Genomic DNA, 19,273 nt, shown 5'->3' on the forward strand with positions numbered 1-19,273 from the left:
ATTACTTCAGATTATAGAACGCGTCGCGGCCTGGGTAGGAAGCGATATCGCCCAGATCTTCTTCGATGCGCAGCAACTGGTTGTATTTCGCCATGCGGTCCGAACGGGACATCGAGCCGGTCTTGATTTGCAGGGCGTTCAGGCCAACCGCGATATCGGCGATGGTCGAATCTTCGGTTTCGCCCGAACGGTGCGAGATCACGGCGGTGTAGCCGGCGCGCTTGGCCATTTCGATGGCGGCGAAGGTTTCGGTCAGGGTGCCGATCTGGTTGATCTTGATCAGAATCGAGTTGGCGATGCCTTTCTGGATGCCTTCTTTCAGGATCTTGGTGTTGGTGACGTACAGATCGTCGCCCACCAGCTGGACTTTCTTGCCCAGTTCCTTGGTCAGGATGGCCCAGCCCTCCCAGTCGCCTTCGTGCATCGCGTCTTCGATCGAGATGATCGGGTACTTGTCGCACCAGGTCGCCAGCAGGTTGGTGAACTCGGTCGCGGTCAGCGACAGGCCCTCGCCTTCCAGCTCATACTTGCCGTCTTTGTAGAATTCCGAAGCGGCGCAGTCCAGGCCGATGGCGATCTGGGTGCCTGGCTCGTAGCCGGCTTGCTCAATCGCTTCGATGATCAGCTTGATCGCTTCTTCGTGGTTGGCCAGCGAAGGCGCAAAGCCGCCTTCATCGCCAACCGCGGTGTTCAGGCCCTTCTTGTGCAGGATCTTTTTCAGCGTGTGGAACACTTCCGCGCCATAACGCACGGCTTCCTTGAACGACGGTGCGCCGACTGGAATGATCATGAATTCCTGGATGTCCAGGTTGTTGTCGGCGTGTGCGCCGCCGTTGATCACGTTCATCATCGGCACTGGCAGCTGCATGGCGCCCGAACCGCCGAAATAGCGGTACAGCGGCAGGCCGGCTTCTTCAGCGGCGGCCTTGGCGACCGCCATCGATACCGCCAGCATGGCGTTGGCGCCCAGGCGGGCCTTGTTTTCGGTGCCGTCCAGGTCGATCAGAGTGCGGTCCAGGAATGCCTGTTCATTGGCGTCCAGGCCCATGATGGCTTCCGAGATTTCGGTGTTGATGTTTTCGCAGGCTTTCAGCACGCCCTTGCCGAAGTAACGCTTCGGATCGCCGTCACGCAGTTCGATCGCTTCGCGCGAACCGGTCGACGCACCCGACGGCACTGCCGCGCGGCCCATCACGCCCGATTCCAGCAACACGTCGCATTCGACGGTTGGATTGCCGCGCGAGTCGATTACTTCACGGCCGATAATATCAACAATAGCACTCATGTCATTCTCCAAAGTTAGGCGAAACGAAGTCGCGCCGCGTCTTTACGCGCGTTGCGAACAAGGATAACGGGAATTGTACCCGGTGCAGAGAAGATTGATAAAATTTCCACACCGGGCAAGCTGCTTTAGTTGAAGCTGTTCTCCAGGAAGCCAGCTTTCTTGGTGACGCGGTCCAGTTCGATCAGAACGGACAGCAGGTCTTTCATGCGGCCCAGCGGCACGGCGTTGGGGCCGTCCGACAGCGCTTCCGCAGGATTCGGATGGGTTTCCATGAACAGGCCGTCGACGCCAACCGCCACGGCCGCGCGCGACAGCACCGGCACCATTTCGCGCATGCCGCCCGACGAAGTGCCGTTACCGCCTGGCAGTTGCACCGAGTGGGTCGCATCAAACACGACTGGCGCACCGCTTTCGCGCATGATCGCCAGCGAGCGCATATCGGACACCAGGTTGTTGTAGCCAAACGAGGCGCCGCGTTCGCAGGCCATGAAGTTGTCTTCCAACAGGCCCTTGGCCTTGGCTGCCGAACGCGCCTTGGCGATCACATGTTTCATGTCGCCCGGCGCCAGGAACTGGCCCTTCTTGATGTTGACCGGCAGTCCCGATTCCGCGCAGGCGACGATGAAGTCGGTCTGGCGGCACAGGAAGGCCGGGGTTTGCAGCACGTCGACCACTTTCGACGCGACTTCGATGTCTTCGATCGAGTGCACATCGGTCAGCACCGGCACCTGCAGCTCGCGCTTGACGTCGGCCAGGATCTGCAGACCCTGCTCGCGGCCAGGGCCGCGGTAGGAAGTGCCCGAAGAACGGTTGGCCTTGTCGAACGAAGCCTTGAAGATGAACGGGATGCCCAGCTCGGTGGTCATCTCTTTCAGCGCGCCGGCGGTGTCGAAGGCCATCTGGCGCGATTCGACGACGCAGTTACCGGCGATCAGGAAGAACGGTTGGTCCAGGCCTACGTCGAATCCGCACAGTTTCATGCTGCCTCTCCTGCTGCCTTGTGGGCCAGCGCTGCCTTGATGTAGGACGTGAACAGCGGGTGGCCGTCACGTGGGGTCGATTTGAATTCAGGGTGGTACTGCACGCCCATATACCATGGGTGCGCATTGTCGCCGCTGCGTGGCAGCTCCATGATTTCGCACAGATCTTCGGTCGGGGTACGCGCCGCCACCACCAGGCCGGCCGCTTCCACGCGCGGCAGGTAGTGATTGTTGGCTTCGTAGCGGTGACGGTGACGCTCGGTCACTACCGCACCGTAGATTTCCGACGCCAGCGTGCCTGGCTTGATGGCGCAGGTCTGCGCGCCCAGGCGCATGGTGCCGCCCAGGTCGGAATTCTCGTCGCGTTTCTCAACCTTGCCGTCCTGGCCTTGCCATTCGTCGATCAGGGCCACCACCGGCTGCGCGGTGTCCAGGTCGAACTCGGTCGAGTTGGCCGTGGTCAGGCCGGCCTTGTGGCGCGCGTATTCGATCAGCGCAACCTGCATGCCCAGGCAGATGCCCAGGTAGGGAATCTTGTTTTCACGGGCGAACTGCGCCGCCATGATCTTGCCTTCCACGCCGCGCTTGCCGAAGCCGCCCGGCACCAGGATGGCGTCGTACTTGGCCAGGTTGGCGCAACCGGTGGTTTCGATCTCTTCCGAGTCGATGTACTCGATGTTGACTTTCGATTCGGTGTGGATGCCGGCGTGGCGCAGCGCCTCGGTCAGCGATTTGTACGACTCGGTCAGTTCGACATACTTGCCGACCATGCCGATCGAGACTTCCTGCTTCGGATGCTCTTGCGTGTAGATCAGCTTGCTCCAGACCGACAGGTCGGCCGGCGCAGGGTTGATGTCCAGCGCTTCGCAGATGATCGCGTCCAGGCCCTGGTCGTGCAGCATTTGCGGCACTTTGTAGATGGTGTCCACGTCCCACACGGAAATCACGGCCTGCTCTTCGATGTTGGAGAACAGCGAGATCTTGGCGCGCTCGTCGTCCGGAATCGGACGGTCGGCACGGCACAGCAGCGCGTTTGGCGAGATGCCGATTTCGCGCAGTTTCTGTACCGAGTGCTGGGTCGGCTTGGTTTTCAGTTCGCCAGCGGAGGCGATATACGGTACCAGCGTCAGGTGCACGAAGGCGGTGTTCTTGCGGCCGGCACGCAGGCTCAGCTGGCGTGCGGCTTCCAGGAACGGCAGCGATTCGATATCGCCGACGGTGCCGCCGATTTCGCACAAGGCCACGTCGTAGCCTTCAGCGCCGCGACGGATGTAGTCCTGGATTTCATTGGTGATGTGCGGGATCACCTGCACGGTCTTGCCCAGGTACTCGCCACGGCGCTCCTTGCGGATCACCGATTCGTAAATCTGGCCGGTGGTGAAGTTATTCACCTTTTTCATGCGGGTGGAGATGAAGCGCTCGTAGTGGCCCAGGTCCAGGTCGGTTTCTGCGCCGTCATCGGTGACGAACACCTCGCCGTGTTGCATTGGAGACATCGTGCCTGGATCGACGTTGATGTACGGATCCAGTTTGAGCATGGTTACTTTGAGGCCGCGCGATTCGAGGATCGCGGCGAGGGAGGCGGCGGCAATCCCTTTGCCAAGGGAAGACACAACGCCACCGGTGACGAAGACAAATTTGGTCATTGCGGATGGTGCCGAACGGCACATGCGGGAAATTGAAATTATACCCTAAAACGCCTGATTCTTCATCTTCCGTGTGCATCAGCGTACAGACTCGGCTTGCACAAAAGAACAAAATGATCACTCCATAATGAAAGGAGATGCATGATGAGTTACGAAGATCGTGATCAATATGGCATGTACGTGGACAACGGCCACAAAGGCCCTGGTCCAGAGCTGATGGGGGCGGATACCCTGATCGGCGACCACGTCCACAACCTGAAAAACGAGCATCTGGGTGAGATCAAGGAAATCATGCTCGACATGCGCACCGGCAAAATCGCCTACGCGGTGATGGCCTACGGCGGCGTGCTGACCATCGGCGAAAAACTGTTCGCCGTACCTTGGGAAGCGCTGACGCTGGACACCGTCAACAAGCGCTTCACGCTGAACCTCGACAAGGAGCGCATTGAAGCGGCGCCCGGCTTCGACAAGGACGACTGGCCGGACATGGCCAACCAGACCTGGGCCAGCCAGGTGCACAGCTACTACGGCACCGGCGTCGATACGCGGCCAGGAGCCCGATAATGTTCGCCGCCATCCTGGTGCTCATCGGCATCGCCGGTCTGGCGGGCCACTGGCTGTATCGCAACTACCTGCGCCGCCCGACGCGGCTGCGGGATGGCATGCCGGTCATGCTCAGCAGTTGGGCGGACGGGCAGGAGTCCATGGTGGCGGTGCATTTGCGGCGCAGGGGTCGTTAACTGCGGCGCTCATCAGCAGAAATCACGGCTGGTGGTCGGCAACCTGCCCAGCAGGTGCGACATGTCCACCAGCCGTTTGGCAACCAGATGGCGTACCGTGCCCTCTTGCTGCCACACCCCATACACCCCCAGCAGCGGCGCGCTCAGCACTTCGCGCCGCTGCCGTTCCAATAGCGCTGGCCAGATGATGACGTTGACGTTGCCGGTTTCATCCTCCAGCGTCATGAAAATCACGCCCTTGGCGGTGCCCGGACGCTGCCGCACTGTGACCATGCCGCAGGCGCGCGCCAGCATCTTGTTGGCATAGGTATTCAGCACTTCGGCCGGCATGAAGCGGTGCTTCAGCAGCGTTTCGCGCAGCAGCGCCAGCGGGTGGCGGCGCAGGCTCAAGCCATGCGAACGGTAATCGCCGAGGATGTTTTCGCCTTCGCTGGGCGCCGGCAGCTGCGGCGTTTCCTCGTCCGGCATGGTGGGACGCAGCAAATCCTTGTCCGGCACCGCGCCGACCGCCTGCCATAGCGCCTGGCGCCGATGGCCGGACAGGCTGTGCAGCGCGTCGCCGCCGGCCAGCACCTGCAGCGCATGCCGGTCCAGGCTGGCCCGCCGCGCCAGGTCGGCGACGCTGGCGAACGGCCCGCTGGCGCGCGCGCGTTCGATCCGGTCTGCCGTCTCGGCGCTCATCCCCTTCAGCATATTCAGTCCCAGCCGCACCGCCGGCTGCCCGCGCTTGCCGGCCGGCTCTTCCAGCGAAGTTTCCCAGCCGCTGATGGTCACGTCAATCTCGCGCACCACCACATCATGCCGCCTGGCGTCCTGCACCAGTTGCGACGGGCTGTAGAAACCCATCGGCTGGCTGTTCAGCAAAGAACACAGAAAAGCCGCCGGCTCGTGGCACTTGATCCACGAACTGGCATAGCTGAGCAACGCAAAACTGGCCGAGTGCGATTCGGGAAAGCCGTATTCGCCAAAGCCCTTGATCTGCTCGAAAATTGCCTTGGCAAACTTGAGGTCATAGCCACGATCCGTCATACCATTGACGATGCGATCATGGTAATGATCAACCCCGCCTTTGCGCTTCCAGGCCGCCATGGCGCGCCGCAACTTATCGGCCTCGCCTTCGGTAAAACCGGCCGCGATCATGGCGATCTGCATCACCTGTTCCTGAAAAATCGGCACGCCCAAAGTGCGGCCCAGTGCCACCTCCAGCCCCTTCGGACAATCAACTTTTTGTCGCCCCATGCGCCGTTGCAGATAGGGATGGACCATGCCGCCCTGTATCGGCCCCGGCCGCACAATCGCCACTTCGACCACCAGATCGTAAAACTCCCTGGGCCGCAGGCGCGGCAGCATGCTCATCTGTGCGCGCGATTCAATCTGGAACACGCCGATGGTATCGGCTTCGCAGATCATTTTGTAGGTTGCCGGGTCTTCAGGCGGAATATCATAAATGCCGATGGCGCTGCCATGCCGCGCACTGACCAGCGCCAGCGCGCGCCGCAAGGCCGACAACATGCCAAGCGCCAGCACATCCACTTTCATCAATCCCAATTCCTCCAGATCATCCTTATCCCATTGAATGACATGGCGCCCTTCCATGCTCGCAGCCTCGACAGGAACCAGCCGTGTCAGCTTTTCGTGCGAGATCACAAAACCGCCAGGGTGCTGCGACAGGTGGCGTGGAAAACTCAGCAGTGCAATCGCCAGCGCAGCCCATTGCTGCGCCAATTGCGACCCGGGATCCAGTCCACACTCAGCAAGCCGCTCCACCAGATCATGCTTGCTGTCGAACCAGCGTTGCGACTTGCAGACTTTCTCGACAATCGCCAGGTCAACGCCCAGGGCCTTGCCGCTATCCCGTAGCGCACTCTTGGGCCGATAGCTGATCACCACGGCAGCCAGTGCTGCGCGGTCACGGCCATACTTTTCGTAGATGTATTGAATGACTTCTTCGCGCCGCTGGTGCTCAAAGTCCACGTCGATATCGGGCGGCTCGTTGCGCTCCCGTGAAATGAACCGCCCCATCAGCAAGGTGCCGCGCGCGGGGTCCACCGCCGTCACGCCCAGGGCATAGCAAACCGCCGAATTGGCGGCCGAACCTCGCCCCTGGCAAAGGATGCCTTGCAAGCGCGCAAACTTCACGATGTCATACACGGTGAGGAAATAAGATTCGTATTCCAGGTCGGCAATCAGCGTCAGCTCCGCTTCAATTTGCGTGCGGACATTTTCGGGAGCGCCTTGCGGCCAGCGGCGCAACACGCCGAGTTCAACTTCCTGCCGCAGATAACTGGCCGGGGTGTGGCCGGCCGGTATCATCTCCTTCGGGTAGTGGTAACGCAATTCGGTCAGGTTGAACTTGCATTGCAGTGCGATGCTCAGCGTCTCGGCCAGGGCCGCTGGCGGGTACAGATTGGCCAGCTGCACGCGCGGCCGCAGATGCTGCTCGGCGTTCTGCGCCAGCGCGTAGCCGCACTCGCCTACCGGCTTGCCGGCGCGGATCGCCGCCAGCGTATCCAGCATCGGCTTGCGCGAACGCACATGCATGCAGACGTGGCCGACCGCAGCCACCCGCATCCGATGCTGCGAGGCGACCTCGGCAATACTGATCCGGTGCGCTTCATCAAAGGAGCGCAACAGCAGATTCAGCCCCATCCAGGCGCGGCCCGGAAAGCTTGCCTCCATCCACGCGGCCTGCGTGTGCAGCTGATCGACATCCTCGGGACGGTAAGCGGGATATTCGGGCAGCAGGATCAGCAGGCAATCCGGCAATCCCTTCAGATGCGCAAACTCGGGCGGTGGCGACGCCAGATCGGCCGGTGTCAGCAGATAGCTGCCCTTGGCCACGCGGTTGCGCCCTATGGTGATCAGCTCGCACAGATTGCCGTAGCCATTCTTGTTGCTGGCCAGCGCCACCAGGGACAAGCCTGGACTGCCATCCGGATTGGTCAGCCGGAAATAGCTGCCGATAATCAGCGGCAGCCCGGCTTCCTTGGCGGCGGCGTGAGCACGCACTACACCGGCCAGCGAGCATTCATCGGTGATGGCCAGCGCGGCATACTCCAGCTGCCGCGCACGCGCAACCAGCTCCTCGGCGCGCGAAGCACCTTGCAGGAACGAGAAATTGGACAAGCAGAACAGCTCGGCATAAGCCGGCAGCCCCGCAGCGGGAGTGATGGAACGCATGGCAAATACTGTGTTTTTATACAGTATACCACACCTACTTTCCGCAAAGACTCAAGGTGCAGCTCGGCGCGCCCTGCAAACTGCACGCGGAATTCCTCGATGAAAGTATTTTAATCGGCGGGAAAACCGAGTTTGCGTAGTGCTACGTAGGAGGAACTTGGCGTTGGCGCGTGCAAACAACACAAAAGAGTGTTTGCATGGGAAAGTGATACAAAAACGTCTATCCATATGAAATATTTGCATAGAATTAAATTTTTCATGGGAGAGACCAACGTGTTCAAAATAAAAACTTTACGCAAAGCCGTCCTGGTCAGCTTGTACGGCGCCAGCGCTGTTGCCATCACTCCAATCACTTACGCGCAGACCGATAACACCATGCAATCAGTCAGCGTGGTCGGATCGCGCCGCGCGACCAGCTCGGCCACCGACACCGTGGTGCCGGTCGACGTCATCCCTATGACCAAGGCAGGCGAATCCGGCGGCCAGTTCGACCTGGCGCAGACGCTGACCTATGTGTCGCCATCGTTCAACTCGACCCGCCAGACCGGTTCCGACGGCGCCGACCTGGTCGACTCCGCCGCATTGCGCGGCTTGGGCTCGGATCAGACGCTGGTGCTGGTCAACGGCAAGCGCCGCCACACCACCGCACTGGTCAACCTGTTCGGCGCGCGCAACCGCGGCAACACCGGCACCGACATGAATGCGATTCCGATGCTGGCGATCAAGGACGTGCAAGTGCTGCGTGACGGCGCAGCTGCACAGTATGGCTCGGACGCCATCGCCGGCGTGATGGACATCGGCCTGAAAAAATCCAAAGGCTGCGAAGCGGTCACCGGCTATAGCCAATATAGCGAAGGCGATGGCAAGAACTGGCTGGCCTCGGCCTACTGCGGCTTCGACATCGGCAACAACGGCGTGCTCGGCATCACCGGCGAATACCTCGACCGTGGCCGCTCCAACCGGGCCGACGCCGGCAACCCGCGCACCATCGGCGACAGCAAGACCGAGAACCAGACCATTTACCTGAACGGCGAACTGCCGACCACCGGCAGCGGCCGGCTGTACTTCACCGCTGGCGCGCAAAAGCGCGACGCCTCATCCGGCGCCTGGGCGCGCGAAGGCCTGGGCAGCGACGATATCCCGTCGCGCAATTCGGCCGCGATGTATCCGAACGGCTTCGTGCCCTTCATCAACGCCAGGATTGACGACTACTACGCCATCCTCGGCCACCGCAACCAGATCGGCCTGTGGAATATGGACTTGTCGCAAACCTACGGCAAGAACAAGATGATCTACGACATCAGCAACACGCTGAACGCGTCGATCGCCAACAAGGACCTGCTGGCCGGCGGCAAGGGCATCAGCCCGAGCAGCTTCAACGCCGGCGGTTTCTCGTTTGAGCAGCTGACCACCAACCTCGACTTCAACCGTTACTTCGACGGCGCAGTGGGCCTGGGCCTGAACGTCGCCTTCGGCGGCGAATACCGTCACGAGAACTACAAGATCTACGCCGGCGAAGCTGGTTCGTATATCGATGCCGACGGCCTCGGCGTCGGCGGCAATGCCGGCAGCCAGGGCTTTCCCGGCTTCCAGCCTGCCGACCAGGTCAACGCCAACCGTCATAGCACCGCCGCCTATCTCGACCTGGAAGCAGACCTGACGGATGCCGTCAAGGCACAGGGCGCAGTCCGCTACGAGAAGTACAGCGACTTCGGCTCGACCACCACCGGTAAGCTGGCCGGCAGCTGGCGCGTGGCGCCTGGCGTGCTGTTGCGCGGTTCGGCGTCGACCGGCTTCCGCGCGCCGTCGCTGCAGCAGATGTATTTCTCGTCGACCTTCACCGACTTCATCGGCGGCGTCCCGACCGACATCGTGCTGGCACCGAACAATAGCGCGGTCACCAACCTGGCAGGCATTCCCAAGCTGACCAAGGAAAAGTCGACCAGCTACACGCTGGGCGCCACCTGGACGCCAACGCAAGCGCTATCCGTCACCGCCGACCTGTACCAGATCAAGATCAAGGACCGCATCGTGCTGTCCGGCCGCTTTGACGAGGTCAACTATCCGGACCTGGCGACCAAGCTGGCGACGCTGGGCGTGGGCCAGGCGCAATTCTTCGTCAACTCGGTTGACACCAAGACCCGTGGCCTGGACCTGACCGCATCGCACAAAGCCACGTTTGGCGCGGACAAGCTCAACACCTTCCTGGCGCTCAACGTCAGCAAGACCGAAGTGACCGGCATTCACGCGCCGGCCTCGCTGAAAGGCTATGAGGATGTGCTGCTGTCCGAGAAAGAACGCCTGTACATCGAGCAAGGCGCGCCGCGCTCGAAGGCGACGCTGGGCTTCGATTACACGCACGGCGCATGGGGCACCGACCTGAAGATCATCCACTTCGGTCCGCAGACGCTGGGCACTTACAGCGGCACTGCGGGGGGCGTGGCCAACCAGCACTACGATGCGAAGACATCGGCTGACCTGGCGTTCACCTACAGCATCAACAAGAACATGAAGTTCACCTTCGGTGGCAACAACATCTTCAACGTCAAGCCGACCAGGCAGAATCCGGATGAAACCGACAACGGCTTCAAATACGAGTCAGTGCAATTCGGCCTGAACGGTGCGTCCTACTTCGGCCGCCTGTACGTGAAGTTCTAAGCTACATCAATTGTGCCCGCTTGACGGGCACAATCGGCGAGGCATACGATCCTGGTGATGGAAACCAGGATCGCAAAACTTGAGGAACTCGTCGAGGACGCCAGGCAAAGGCTGGCGAAACTTGAGGAATTCGCTACCGATGCAAAGCACAGATTGGTGCGCCTGGAGGAAAATCTTCATGTGTTTCAGGTAGATATGCACAAAGGTTTCGCCGACATGATCAAATGGGTGGTCGGCACTGCCATCGTACTGGGCGGCTCGGGAATTACCGTGATTACTTTTGTGCTCAACAACGCGACGCCGAAAGCAGCGCCGCCCGCGCCATTGCCGCCGGTCGTCATCTACACCCAACCAGCCCCGCCAGCCCAGTCAAAGATGTAACGTTTTCTTACATCTCGCTAACTTAACCCAACGCCAGCGCGGTCTACACTTCATTGTCTTTATTTTCGGCAATGGAGTTCCTATGCGCCGCGCATTCACCCTGATGTTATTCCTGTCCATGCTGCAAGGCGCGCTCGCCTGGGCGGCGCTGGGCAGCAGCCCGTCCAATTTCAGCAACGCCAACACGCAGACCAGGCTGGCGGCGCGCAGCCTGGCGGCCAGCACCACGACCAACAGCACCAGCGCCGAAGCACCGGTCTACACCGTCAGCCAGTCCACGCTCGACAGCGGCACCATCGTGCGTGAGTATATGGACGCGAGCGGCATGGTGTTCGCCGTCAGCTGGAAAGGCCCTACCCTGCCCGACTTGCGTACCCTGCTCGGCGATAAATTCACGGTCATGACCAGCAACGCCGCCAAGCGGCCGAAAGCCGGCCACTCGCAACTGGCGGTCGAACAGTCCGACGTCGTCATCATCTCCAACGGCCATATGCGCGCGTTTGCCGGACAAGCCTGGATACCCAGCGCGCTGCCAGCCGGCTTCGACACCTCCACCATAGAATAACAAGGAAGTCTGCATGAAATATTCCCACCTGGCAGGCGCATTGCTGTGCCTGGCGCTGGCTGCTTGCGGTGGCGGCGGCTCGTCGTCCACCAGCAGCACGACCAGTAGCACCATGTCCTCTGAAGCGATGACCACCGCCACGCCGGTCGTCAGCATCAGCGCTACGCCAACCGCCACCACCACCGGCCAGGTCATCACGCTGAGCTGGAGCGTCAGCAATCCCACCGGCAGTAGCTGCACTGCCTCCGGCGCCTGGAGCGGTACCCTGGCCACCAGCGGCACGCAGACTGTCACCGCCGGTTCCGCCGGCACGGCCAACTACACCCTGACTTGCGGCAGCGTCAGCAACACCGCCGTGGTCACCGTCAGTACCCCGCCGCCGACACCGACCGTCAGCCTGACGCTGGCGCCGGCGAATATCACCACCGCCCAGACCAGCGTGCTCAGCTGGTCCTCGGCCAACGCCAGCAGCTGCACGGCGAGTGGCGCATGGAGCGGCAGCAAGGCTACGTCGGGATCGGTGACTGTCACGCCATCGGCTTCCGGCAATTTCACCTACAGCCTGGCCTGCACTGGCGATGGCGGCACGGCCAGCGGCAGCGCCGCGCTCAGCGTCACCGCGCCGCTCAGCAACAGCACCGCCATCCTGGTGGACAGCGGCCCGAGCGGCGTCAGCGGCGTCATCAATGTGCCGTATGTCAGCGTCACCGTCTGCCGTCCCGGCACCACCACCTGCCAGACCATCGATCACGTCCTGCTGGACACCGGCTCCTACGGCCTGCGCCTGCTGGCCAGCCAGATGAGTTCGACACTGGCGCTGCCGGCCGTCACCACCGCCTCCGGCGCAGACGCCGGCGAGTGCGGCAAGTTCATCAGCGGCTACACCTGGGGCGCGGTGCGCCAGGCCGATGTCAAAATGGCCGATGAAGTGGCGTCCGGCATTTCCATCCAGGTGATAGGCGACAGCGGCGCCAGCTACGCCAACACCCCCTCGACGTGCAGCAGCGCCGGCACCAACCTGGGCGCGCTGTCATCAATCGGCGCCAAGGGCATACTCGGCGTCGGCATGTTCAAGCAGGATTGCGGCACGGCCTGCGCCAACGCCGCCATCAGTGGCGTCTACTATGCTTGCGCCAGCGGCAGCTGCACCGCCAGCGCCATGCCGCTATCCAGGCAGATCAGCAATCCGGTGGCCGCCTTCGCCACCAACAACAACGGATTGATGATCACCATGCCCGGCGTCGGCGCCAGCGGCCTGACCTCGGTCAGCGGCACGCTGGTATTCGGCGTCAACACGCAGACCAACAACACCATCGCCAGCGAAACCATCTTCAAGGCCAACAGCAGCGGCGACTTCACCACCACCTACAAAGGCAAGGCCTACACCGCCAGCTTTATCGACAGCGGCTCGAACGGCTACTTCTTCAGCGACAGCACCATCCGCCAGTGCTCGGGCGGCGACTTCTACTGCCCGGCTGCCACATTGTCGCTGACCGCCACCAACAGCGCCGCCGACGGCAGCGCCAGCGGCGATGTCAGCTTCAATGTGGTCAATCTGGTGGGCCTGGCCTCGACCATCACGGCAGCCCAGGTCGGCGGCACGCTGGGCAGCAGCAGCGTCTCGTCCAGCACGTATTTTGACTGGGGCATGCCGTTCTTCTATGGCCGCCGCGTGTTTGTGGTCATGGAGAACAATACCGTGGCGGGCAAGACCGGACCTTATTGGGCTTACTGATAGCGGCACTGCTGACAAATGTCATGGTGTTGTCACGATAAATAGCTAAAGTCGCAACCTTGAATTTTCCCATTCTTTGAGGTTGCGATGAAATTGAATCTGGTGATGCTGGCCGCCCTGAGCGCTGCCGGCCTGGTGGCATGTGGCGGCGATAACAATCCTGTTGCAGTGACACCACCTGCCACCCCGGCGATCCCGGAAGGCACCACCGTCACGCTGGCCCTGTTGGAAACCACCGACATCCACACCAACGTGATGAGCTACAACTACTACTCGCTGGCCGAAGACACCAGCCTGGGCCTGGAGCGCACAGCTTCGCTGGTCAAAGCCGCCCGCGCCGAGAACCCGAACAACCTGCTGCTGGACGACGGCGACACCATCCAGGGCACGCTGCTGGGCGACCTGCAAGCTGTCACCAAGCCTATCCCGTGCGCTGAAACACTGGCCGTGCACAAAGTCATGAACGCCATGAAATTTGACGGCGGCGGCTTCGGCAACCACGAATTCAACTATGGCCTGCCCTTCCTGAGCCAGGTCACCAATACCGATTTCGGCATTCCCGGCGTCACCAAGCCGACCGGCAGCTGCGGCGCGCCAACCTTCCCGATGGTGCTGACCAACGTCACCGGCGTCGCCAGCGGCAAGCCTATCGTGCAGCCATACACGCTGCTGCCGCGCACCTTCTCGGCGGTGAAACCGGATGGCAGCAAGCTGGACGTCAAACTCAACATCGGCATCATGAGCTTTGTGCCGCCGCAGATCCTCGAATGGGACCAGAAGAACCTGCAAGGCAAGGTGGCTGTCAGCGGCGTGCAGGAAGCGGCCAAGCAATACGTGCCTGAAATGCGCACCAAAGGCGCGGACCTGGTGGTAGCGCTGTCGCACGGCGGCCTCGACCCAAGCGCCTACAGCCCGAAAATGGAAAACGGCTCCTACCACCTGACCACCACCGGCATCGATGCGCTGATGATCGGCCACTCGCACCTGATCTTCCCGAAAGGTAAAGAAGTCGGCGCGGCGGCATTGGACGCCTCGTTCGCTTCCTTCCCTGCCAGCGCCAACATCGACGCCGTCAATGGCTTCGTCAACGGCGTGCCGACCGTGATGGCGCAGAGCTGGGGCCGCCGCCTCGGCATCATCAAGATGACGCTGGCCTACACCAACGGCAAATGGGTGGTGCAGCCGACCAAGACCACGGTCGAATCGCGCGGCTTCAAGTACACCGACGGCGCCACCAACATCGCCGCCGACAGCAGCGTGGCGCCGTTGATCGCCACCGAGCACGCGGCCACCATCGCCTTCGCCAAGCAGCCGCTGGGCGTGACCACCGACTTCGAGATGTCCTCGTACTTCTCGCTGGCCGGTGACGTGACCGCGATCCAGCTGGTCAACCAGGCACAGCTGGCTTATGTGAAGAACTTCATCGCCACCAGCACCGACGCGACGCTGGCCAGCTACAAAAACATTCCAGTGATCTCGTGCAGCGCGCCGTTCAAGGCCGGCCGCAATGGTCCATCCGACTTCACCGATGTGGCGCCGGGCGCCAGCAGCACGGCCCCGGTCGGCCTGCAAGTGCGCAATCCTGGCGACCTGTACCTGTACTCGAACAACAACCTGCAAGCGGTGAAAATCAAGGGCTCCGATCTGAAAGCCTGGCTGGAAACGGCCGCCAGGCAGTTCGGCCAGATCGATCCGGCCAAGACCAGCGAACAGGACCTGGTGCCGTCGTACAGCACCATCTACAACTACGACGTGTTCTACGCCGAAGACAACGCACTGACCTACCAGATCGACGTGACCAAGCCAGCCGGCAGCCGCATCGTCAACCTGACCTACAAGGGCAAGGCGATTGCTGACAGCGACGACTTCATCGTCGCCACCAATGACTACCGGGCGGGCGGCGGTGGTGCAGTGCCTGGCATCGACGGCAGCAAGACCATCATCAAGTCGCCAGACGCCAACCAGACCGTGGTCAGCAACTACCTGACCGCGCAAGGCGCAGCCACCGGCAAGGTCACGCTGGCCGGCAACGGCAGCGCGCGCAGCTGGAGCTTCGTCAAGACCACGACGGCTGGTCCGGTGATCCTGCGCTCCGCGCCTGGCCACCTGGCGCTGGCGAAGAGCAGCGGCCTGGCGGCAGTGGCGGCGGAAGGCGGCCTGGACGCCAGCGGCTTTGCCAAGTACACCATCGACCTGAGCAAATAATCATGCGCCTCTTCATCGCACTGCTGGGCTCGGCCTTGCTGTTCGGCTGCCAGATCCAGCACGAAAAACCGACTTCCGCGCAGATCGAAGTGATCGGCATGAAAGCCAAGCAGGAAGCGGACGCGCACGCCGAGCGCAAGCTGATGGCCTGGGCGCAGCAGGATATGCCGGTGGCGCAGCGCGAACTGGGGATACTCTACCAGTCGCGTCCCAGCCAGCGTGATGAAGCGCTAAAGCTGTTTGGCCTGGCGGCGCGCGGTGGCGATGGAGAGGCAGCGTTCCAGCTGGGCGAGATGTTGCGCGTCGGCGTGCTGGGCGTGCCGTCTGCGCCGGCCGCGGCGGCGCCGTGGTACCAGCAGGCGGCGCAAGGCAGGCATGCCAGGGCCGCACTGGCCCTGGGCCTGCTCTACAAAAACGGCAATGGCGTCACGCGTGACGACGCGCAGGCGGCGCACTGGCTGTCGGTGGCCAGCGAGTTGGGGAATGCGCACGCCATGTTCCTGCTCTCCAACATCTACAACCAAGGCCTGGGCGTCCAGCAAGACCGTGCACAGGCCCGCGCACTGCTGGAGGAAGCCGCTGAGCACGAATATCCGCCGGCCCTGCAAGAGCTCGCCATGACAGTCGAGCTGGGCGACGCCCACAGTCCCAAGGACATCTTGCGCGCCAGCCACCTGATGAAAGAAGCCAGCGAACACCGCCGCAATAACTGGAATCGTTTTTAACCGCAACAGCGGCAGCACCTTGCGTGGTCCGGCGCACAGACCGGTTGGGACGGGGCTTTTAGACTGGCCCGGTAGTCCCTTCATTAGCCACGCAAGGAGCCGATATGAGAACCACCTCCCACTCGCCGGGCAAGATTCCCAAGCCCATCCCCACCGAAAGCCAGCCTGAAGACGCGATTTCGCTGCTGATCGAAGATCACGAAACCGTCAAGACAATGTTTGAACAGTTCGAAGAACTGGGCGACCGGGCCCACGTCAGCAAGCACAAGCTCGCGCTGCAAATCTGCGAGGAACTGACCAAGCACACGATGATCGAGGAAGAAATCTTCTATCCCGCCGTGCGCAAAGTGCTCAAGGAAGACGACCTGATGGACGAGGCCATTGTCGAGCACGCCTCGGCCAAGGACCTGATCGCGCAGATCCAGAGCATGGAGCCGACCGACGACCTGTTCGACGCCAAAGTCAAAGTGCTGTCGGAAATGATCGACCACCACGTCGAGGAAGAAGAAACCGAAATGTTCCCCAAAGTCCGCAAAACCAAGCTGGACCTGGAAGAGCTGGGCGTAGCCATGTCCGCCCGCAAGGAACAAATCCAGCTGCCGCCAGCATAATCAACCCCGGTTTAGAGGCGGGCGATCTCGCGCTGCATATTGTCGATGGCGCGCTGGTTGTATTGTTCGGCGAAGTAGCCGTTGCCGAATAGTTGTTCCGCTTGCGCCTTGCGACATAGGTGCGCCAGCGCGCCACTGCGCTGCTTGCGGTATTCGTCATCCGGCAGATGGATGTATTCCTGCCGGATGGCGCGCGCGTAGTTCTGGTAGACCTCGTCGTCCTGACCGAGGATCGCCAGATCCACGCTCAGCAGCACGTCTTTCAGGCGATGCGTGATCGATGCGCCCTGGAAGTGGTCGGTGGCGCGTATCAGCTCGGCCGCGTCGCCCATTTCCTGCCCCAGGTGGCTGCCCAGCCACAGCTGCGCGCTGGCTTCTTCGTTGCTCAGTTCGGACTCGCCGCCGAAACCATACTCGGCGTCATGGAACCAGAACGCCTGCTTGATGATGTCGACATCGGCCGGGTCCGGCCGCGTATTGGCCGCCCAGACGCGGATTTCACACAAGCCATGCACCAGGTGGTCGAGGTTGTGATAGTGCCGCGCCGCGCCGCCGTAGCATGCCGGCCCGGTGAGCCGGGCAAACCAGTCGTCCGCATGGGCGATGGCGGTGGCGTCGCGGTGCTCATAGTCCCACAGCGTTTCCCATTCCTTGCGCAGCCAGCTCAGCACCCAGGCGTGATAGCCCGGCCCCGGCACGAATTTCTTCATGATCCAGTTCCAGCCAATCGGCCCTTCCAGGGCTTTGACAAACGAGGAGCTGACCGAGCCCAGGTCGCGCGGCGGCATGACGAATACCGTCTTCGCGCCCTGCAGCACGTCGACATTGGTTTGCTGGATCAGGTTCTCGTAATCGAAATCGGCAGTGGTGCGGATGCCGCGTATCAGGCAGTGCACGCCCTGCTTCTTGGCTGCGCGCGCCGTGTAGTCGCCACGCACAATCACCACCGAGACATTGTCCCAGCCCTGCTCGGCGCAGCTGAGCGCAATAATGCTCTTGCGCTCCTCGGCAGTGAATTTGGGCTTTTTGGCGGGATTTTCAGACAGGAAGACCACTACCTCGTCCGCCAGCGAACGGGCTTCGTTGATCACCCACATATGACCATTGGTGATCGGGTCCAGGGTTCCCGAAAATCCGATTTTCTTCATGCGCCACTCCAGCACCGTCTAAACACGGCATTTTAGACTGGAGTGGGCTTGCCAGTCTCAGGAAAATCAACCTTGACTTTTAGGCCACCCAGGCGTTCGGACTGGTCCAGCGACAGCGTGGCGTTGTGGCGCTCGGCCACCGACTGCACAATCGCCATGCCCAGACCGCTACCGCCAGCAGGGCTTCCGGGCACACGGTAGAAGCGGCTGAACACCCGTTCGCGCTCCTCGGCGGGGATGCCGGGACCGGAATCTTCCACGCTCAGCACGATCCTCGGCTTGGCGTTTTTTGTGGCGGCCACGCTACGCCGCAGGTCGATATCGACCGTACCGCCAGCCGGCGTGTACTTGATGGCGTTGTCGATCAAATTGCGCAGAAGAATCACCAGCGCGTCCTGCTGCCCCGCCACCACCACCTCATCGGCATGATGCAGGCCCAGGTCGATCTGGCGCGCCTGCGCCAGCCCGTTCATATCGCCCAGCACCCGCTTGACCACATCGCCCAGGCTGACCGGCTCCAGCTTGATTTCCTCGCTGCCGCCCTCCTGGCGCGCCAGCATCAGCAACTGCTCCACCAGCCGCGTCGCCCGTTCAATGCCGGCCGAGACGCGCGACACCGCCACCTTGCGCGCCGCCTCGTCCTGCGCGCGCTCCAGGCTCAGCACTTGCAGTTTCAGCGCCGCCAGCGGCGTGCGCAGCTCGTGCGCGGCGTCGGCCACAAAGTGCTGCTGCGCCTCGAACGCGGTGCGCACGCGGACAAACAGCAGGTTCAGCTCCTGCACCAGCGGCAGTACTTCATCCGGCAAATCGTTTTCCGACACCGGCGATAAATCCTCGGCCTGGCGCGCCGCCACCTGCCGCTTGACCCGCGACACCGGCGCCAGCGAGCCCGACACCACCCACCACACCACCAGCATCAGCACCGGCGCCATCACGGCAATCGGGCCGACCGTGCGCAGCGCCAGCGTGCCGGCCATGCGCTGCCGCACCGCCATGTCCTGTGCGATCTGCACCGTCTGGTTGGAAGTCTGCACCGAGAACACCCGGTAAGTCGTATTGTTGACGCGAACGTTGGAGAAGCCCAGCACCGCGCGCTGCGGCAACGCGGCGCGCGACAGCGAGCGGAACACTTGCGCGCCATCCGGGGTCCACACCTGCACCACCAGGTCGTCGTTTTCGGGATCGGCAGCCGTGTCGGCTGCCTTGTTGGTCAGCGTGGCGCTGGAACGCAGCGACATCGCCATCTGCTGCATATGATAGTCGAAGATCTGGTCAGCGTCGCTGAGCGCGCTGCGGTAGGCAATCATCGCTTGCGCGATGGCCGCCATGATGATGGCCGCCAGCAGGAACCACAGCAAGCGGCCGCGCAAGGAGTGCGTCACCACCGGCACGCGCGGCAGTGGCGGCATCCTCA

15 protein-coding genes are annotated in these 19,273 nt (G+C 62.1%); 9 read left to right on the forward strand and 6 right to left on the reverse strand.

Features of this window, described 5'->3' with window-relative positions:
• Position 1: 1 nt before the first annotated feature.
• The 3 genes from eno to KW842_RS08615 form a co-directional block, all read right to left on the reverse strand.
• Positions 2-1,285, reverse strand: a complete 1,284-nt coding sequence (eno, locus tag KW842_RS08605; RefSeq protein WP_218303656.1) for a phosphopyruvate hydratase — start codon at positions 1,283-1,285, stop codon at positions 2-4.
• 125 nt (positions 1,286-1,410) lie between these two features.
• Positions 1,411-2,265 carry a 3-deoxy-8-phosphooctulonate synthase gene (gene kdsA / locus KW842_RS08610; RefSeq protein ID WP_218303657.1) on the reverse strand — a complete coding sequence of 285 codons (855 nt, stop codon included), beginning with the start codon at positions 2,263-2,265 and terminating at the stop codon, positions 1,411-1,413.
• On the reverse strand, positions 2,262-3,911 hold the full coding sequence (locus KW842_RS08615; RefSeq protein ID WP_218303658.1) for a CTP synthase: 1,650 nt from the start codon (positions 3,909-3,911) through the stop codon (positions 2,262-2,264). Before KW842_RS08615 ends, kdsA begins: the two co-directional genes overlap by 4 nt.
• Positions 3,912-4,055: 144 nt before the next feature.
• Here KW842_RS08615 and KW842_RS08620 point away from each other — a divergent pair, with 144 nt between their 5' ends.
• Both KW842_RS08620 and KW842_RS08625 read left to right on the forward strand, forming a co-directional pair.
• Positions 4,056-4,475 (forward strand): PRC-barrel domain-containing protein, encoded by a 420-nt coding sequence (locus tag KW842_RS08620; protein ID WP_218303769.1) that lies wholly within the window; start codon positions 4,056-4,058, stop codon positions 4,473-4,475.
• Complete coding sequence (locus tag KW842_RS08625) at positions 4,475-4,651, forward strand: hypothetical protein (protein WP_218303659.1); 177 nt, start codon at positions 4,475-4,477, stop codon at positions 4,649-4,651. Before KW842_RS08620 ends, KW842_RS08625 begins: the two co-directional genes overlap by 1 nt.
• 12 nt (positions 4,652-4,663) lie before the next feature.
• Here KW842_RS08625 and KW842_RS08630 read toward each other — a convergent pair whose 3' ends face one another.
• Entirely contained in the window at positions 4,664-7,831 is a 3,168-nt protein-coding gene (locus KW842_RS08630; RefSeq protein ID WP_218303660.1) for an error-prone DNA polymerase, read from the reverse strand.
• Between the two features lie 258 nt (positions 7,832-8,089).
• On the opposite strand from KW842_RS08630, the gene KW842_RS08635 reads away from it, so the two are divergent.
• The 7 genes from KW842_RS08635 to KW842_RS08665 all read left to right on the forward strand — a co-directional run bounded on the left by KW842_RS08635 (position 8,090) and on the right by KW842_RS08665 (position 16,711).
• Positions 8,090-10,489, forward strand: a complete 2,400-nt coding sequence (locus tag KW842_RS08635) for a TonB-dependent siderophore receptor (protein WP_218303661.1) — start codon at positions 8,090-8,092, stop codon at positions 10,487-10,489.
• Positions 10,490-10,546: 57 nt separating this feature from the next.
• Entirely contained in the window at positions 10,547-10,870 is a 324-nt protein-coding gene (locus tag KW842_RS08640; RefSeq protein WP_218303662.1) for a hypothetical protein, read from the forward strand.
• A gap of 82 nt (positions 10,871-10,952) precedes the next feature.
• A complete protein-coding gene (locus tag KW842_RS08645) occupies positions 10,953-11,435 on the forward strand; it encodes a DUF2844 domain-containing protein (RefSeq protein ID WP_218303663.1) in 483 nt (160 codons plus the stop codon).
• 13 nt (positions 11,436-11,448) lie between these two features.
• Entirely contained in the window at positions 11,449-13,170 is a 1,722-nt protein-coding gene (locus KW842_RS08650; protein ID WP_218303664.1) for a DUF3443 domain-containing protein, read from the forward strand.
• Positions 13,171-13,257: 87 nt separating this feature from the next.
• Complete coding sequence (locus tag KW842_RS08655) at positions 13,258-15,375, forward strand: bifunctional 2',3'-cyclic-nucleotide 2'-phosphodiesterase/3'-nucleotidase (RefSeq protein ID WP_218303665.1); 2,118 nt, start codon at positions 13,258-13,260, stop codon at positions 15,373-15,375.
• Positions 15,376-15,377: 2 nt separating this feature from the next.
• Positions 15,378-16,100 (forward strand): tetratricopeptide repeat protein, encoded by a 723-nt coding sequence (locus KW842_RS08660; RefSeq protein ID WP_218303666.1) that lies wholly within the window; start codon positions 15,378-15,380, stop codon positions 16,098-16,100.
• Positions 16,101-16,204: 104 nt separating this feature from the next.
• Complete coding sequence (locus tag KW842_RS08665) at positions 16,205-16,711, forward strand: hemerythrin domain-containing protein (RefSeq protein ID WP_218303667.1); 507 nt, start codon at positions 16,205-16,207, stop codon at positions 16,709-16,711.
• A gap of 11 nt (positions 16,712-16,722) precedes the next feature.
• Here the strand turns inward: KW842_RS08665 and coaD are convergent, their stop codons facing one another.
• Positions 16,723-17,859 carry a pantetheine-phosphate adenylyltransferase gene (gene coaD / locus KW842_RS08670; RefSeq protein ID WP_218303668.1) on the reverse strand — a complete coding sequence of 379 codons (1,137 nt, stop codon included), beginning with the start codon at positions 17,857-17,859 and terminating at the stop codon, positions 16,723-16,725.
• Between the two features lie 32 nt (positions 17,860-17,891).
• Positions 17,892-19,268, reverse strand: a complete 1,377-nt coding sequence (locus tag KW842_RS08675; protein WP_229223566.1) for an ATP-binding protein — start codon at positions 19,266-19,268, stop codon at positions 17,892-17,894.
• Positions 19,269-19,273 lie beyond the last annotated feature (5 nt).

It is taken from the genome of Duganella sp. sic0402 (genome assembly GCF_019219065.1).
Lineage (GTDB): Bacteria > Pseudomonadota > Gammaproteobacteria > Burkholderiales > Burkholderiaceae_D > Rugamonas.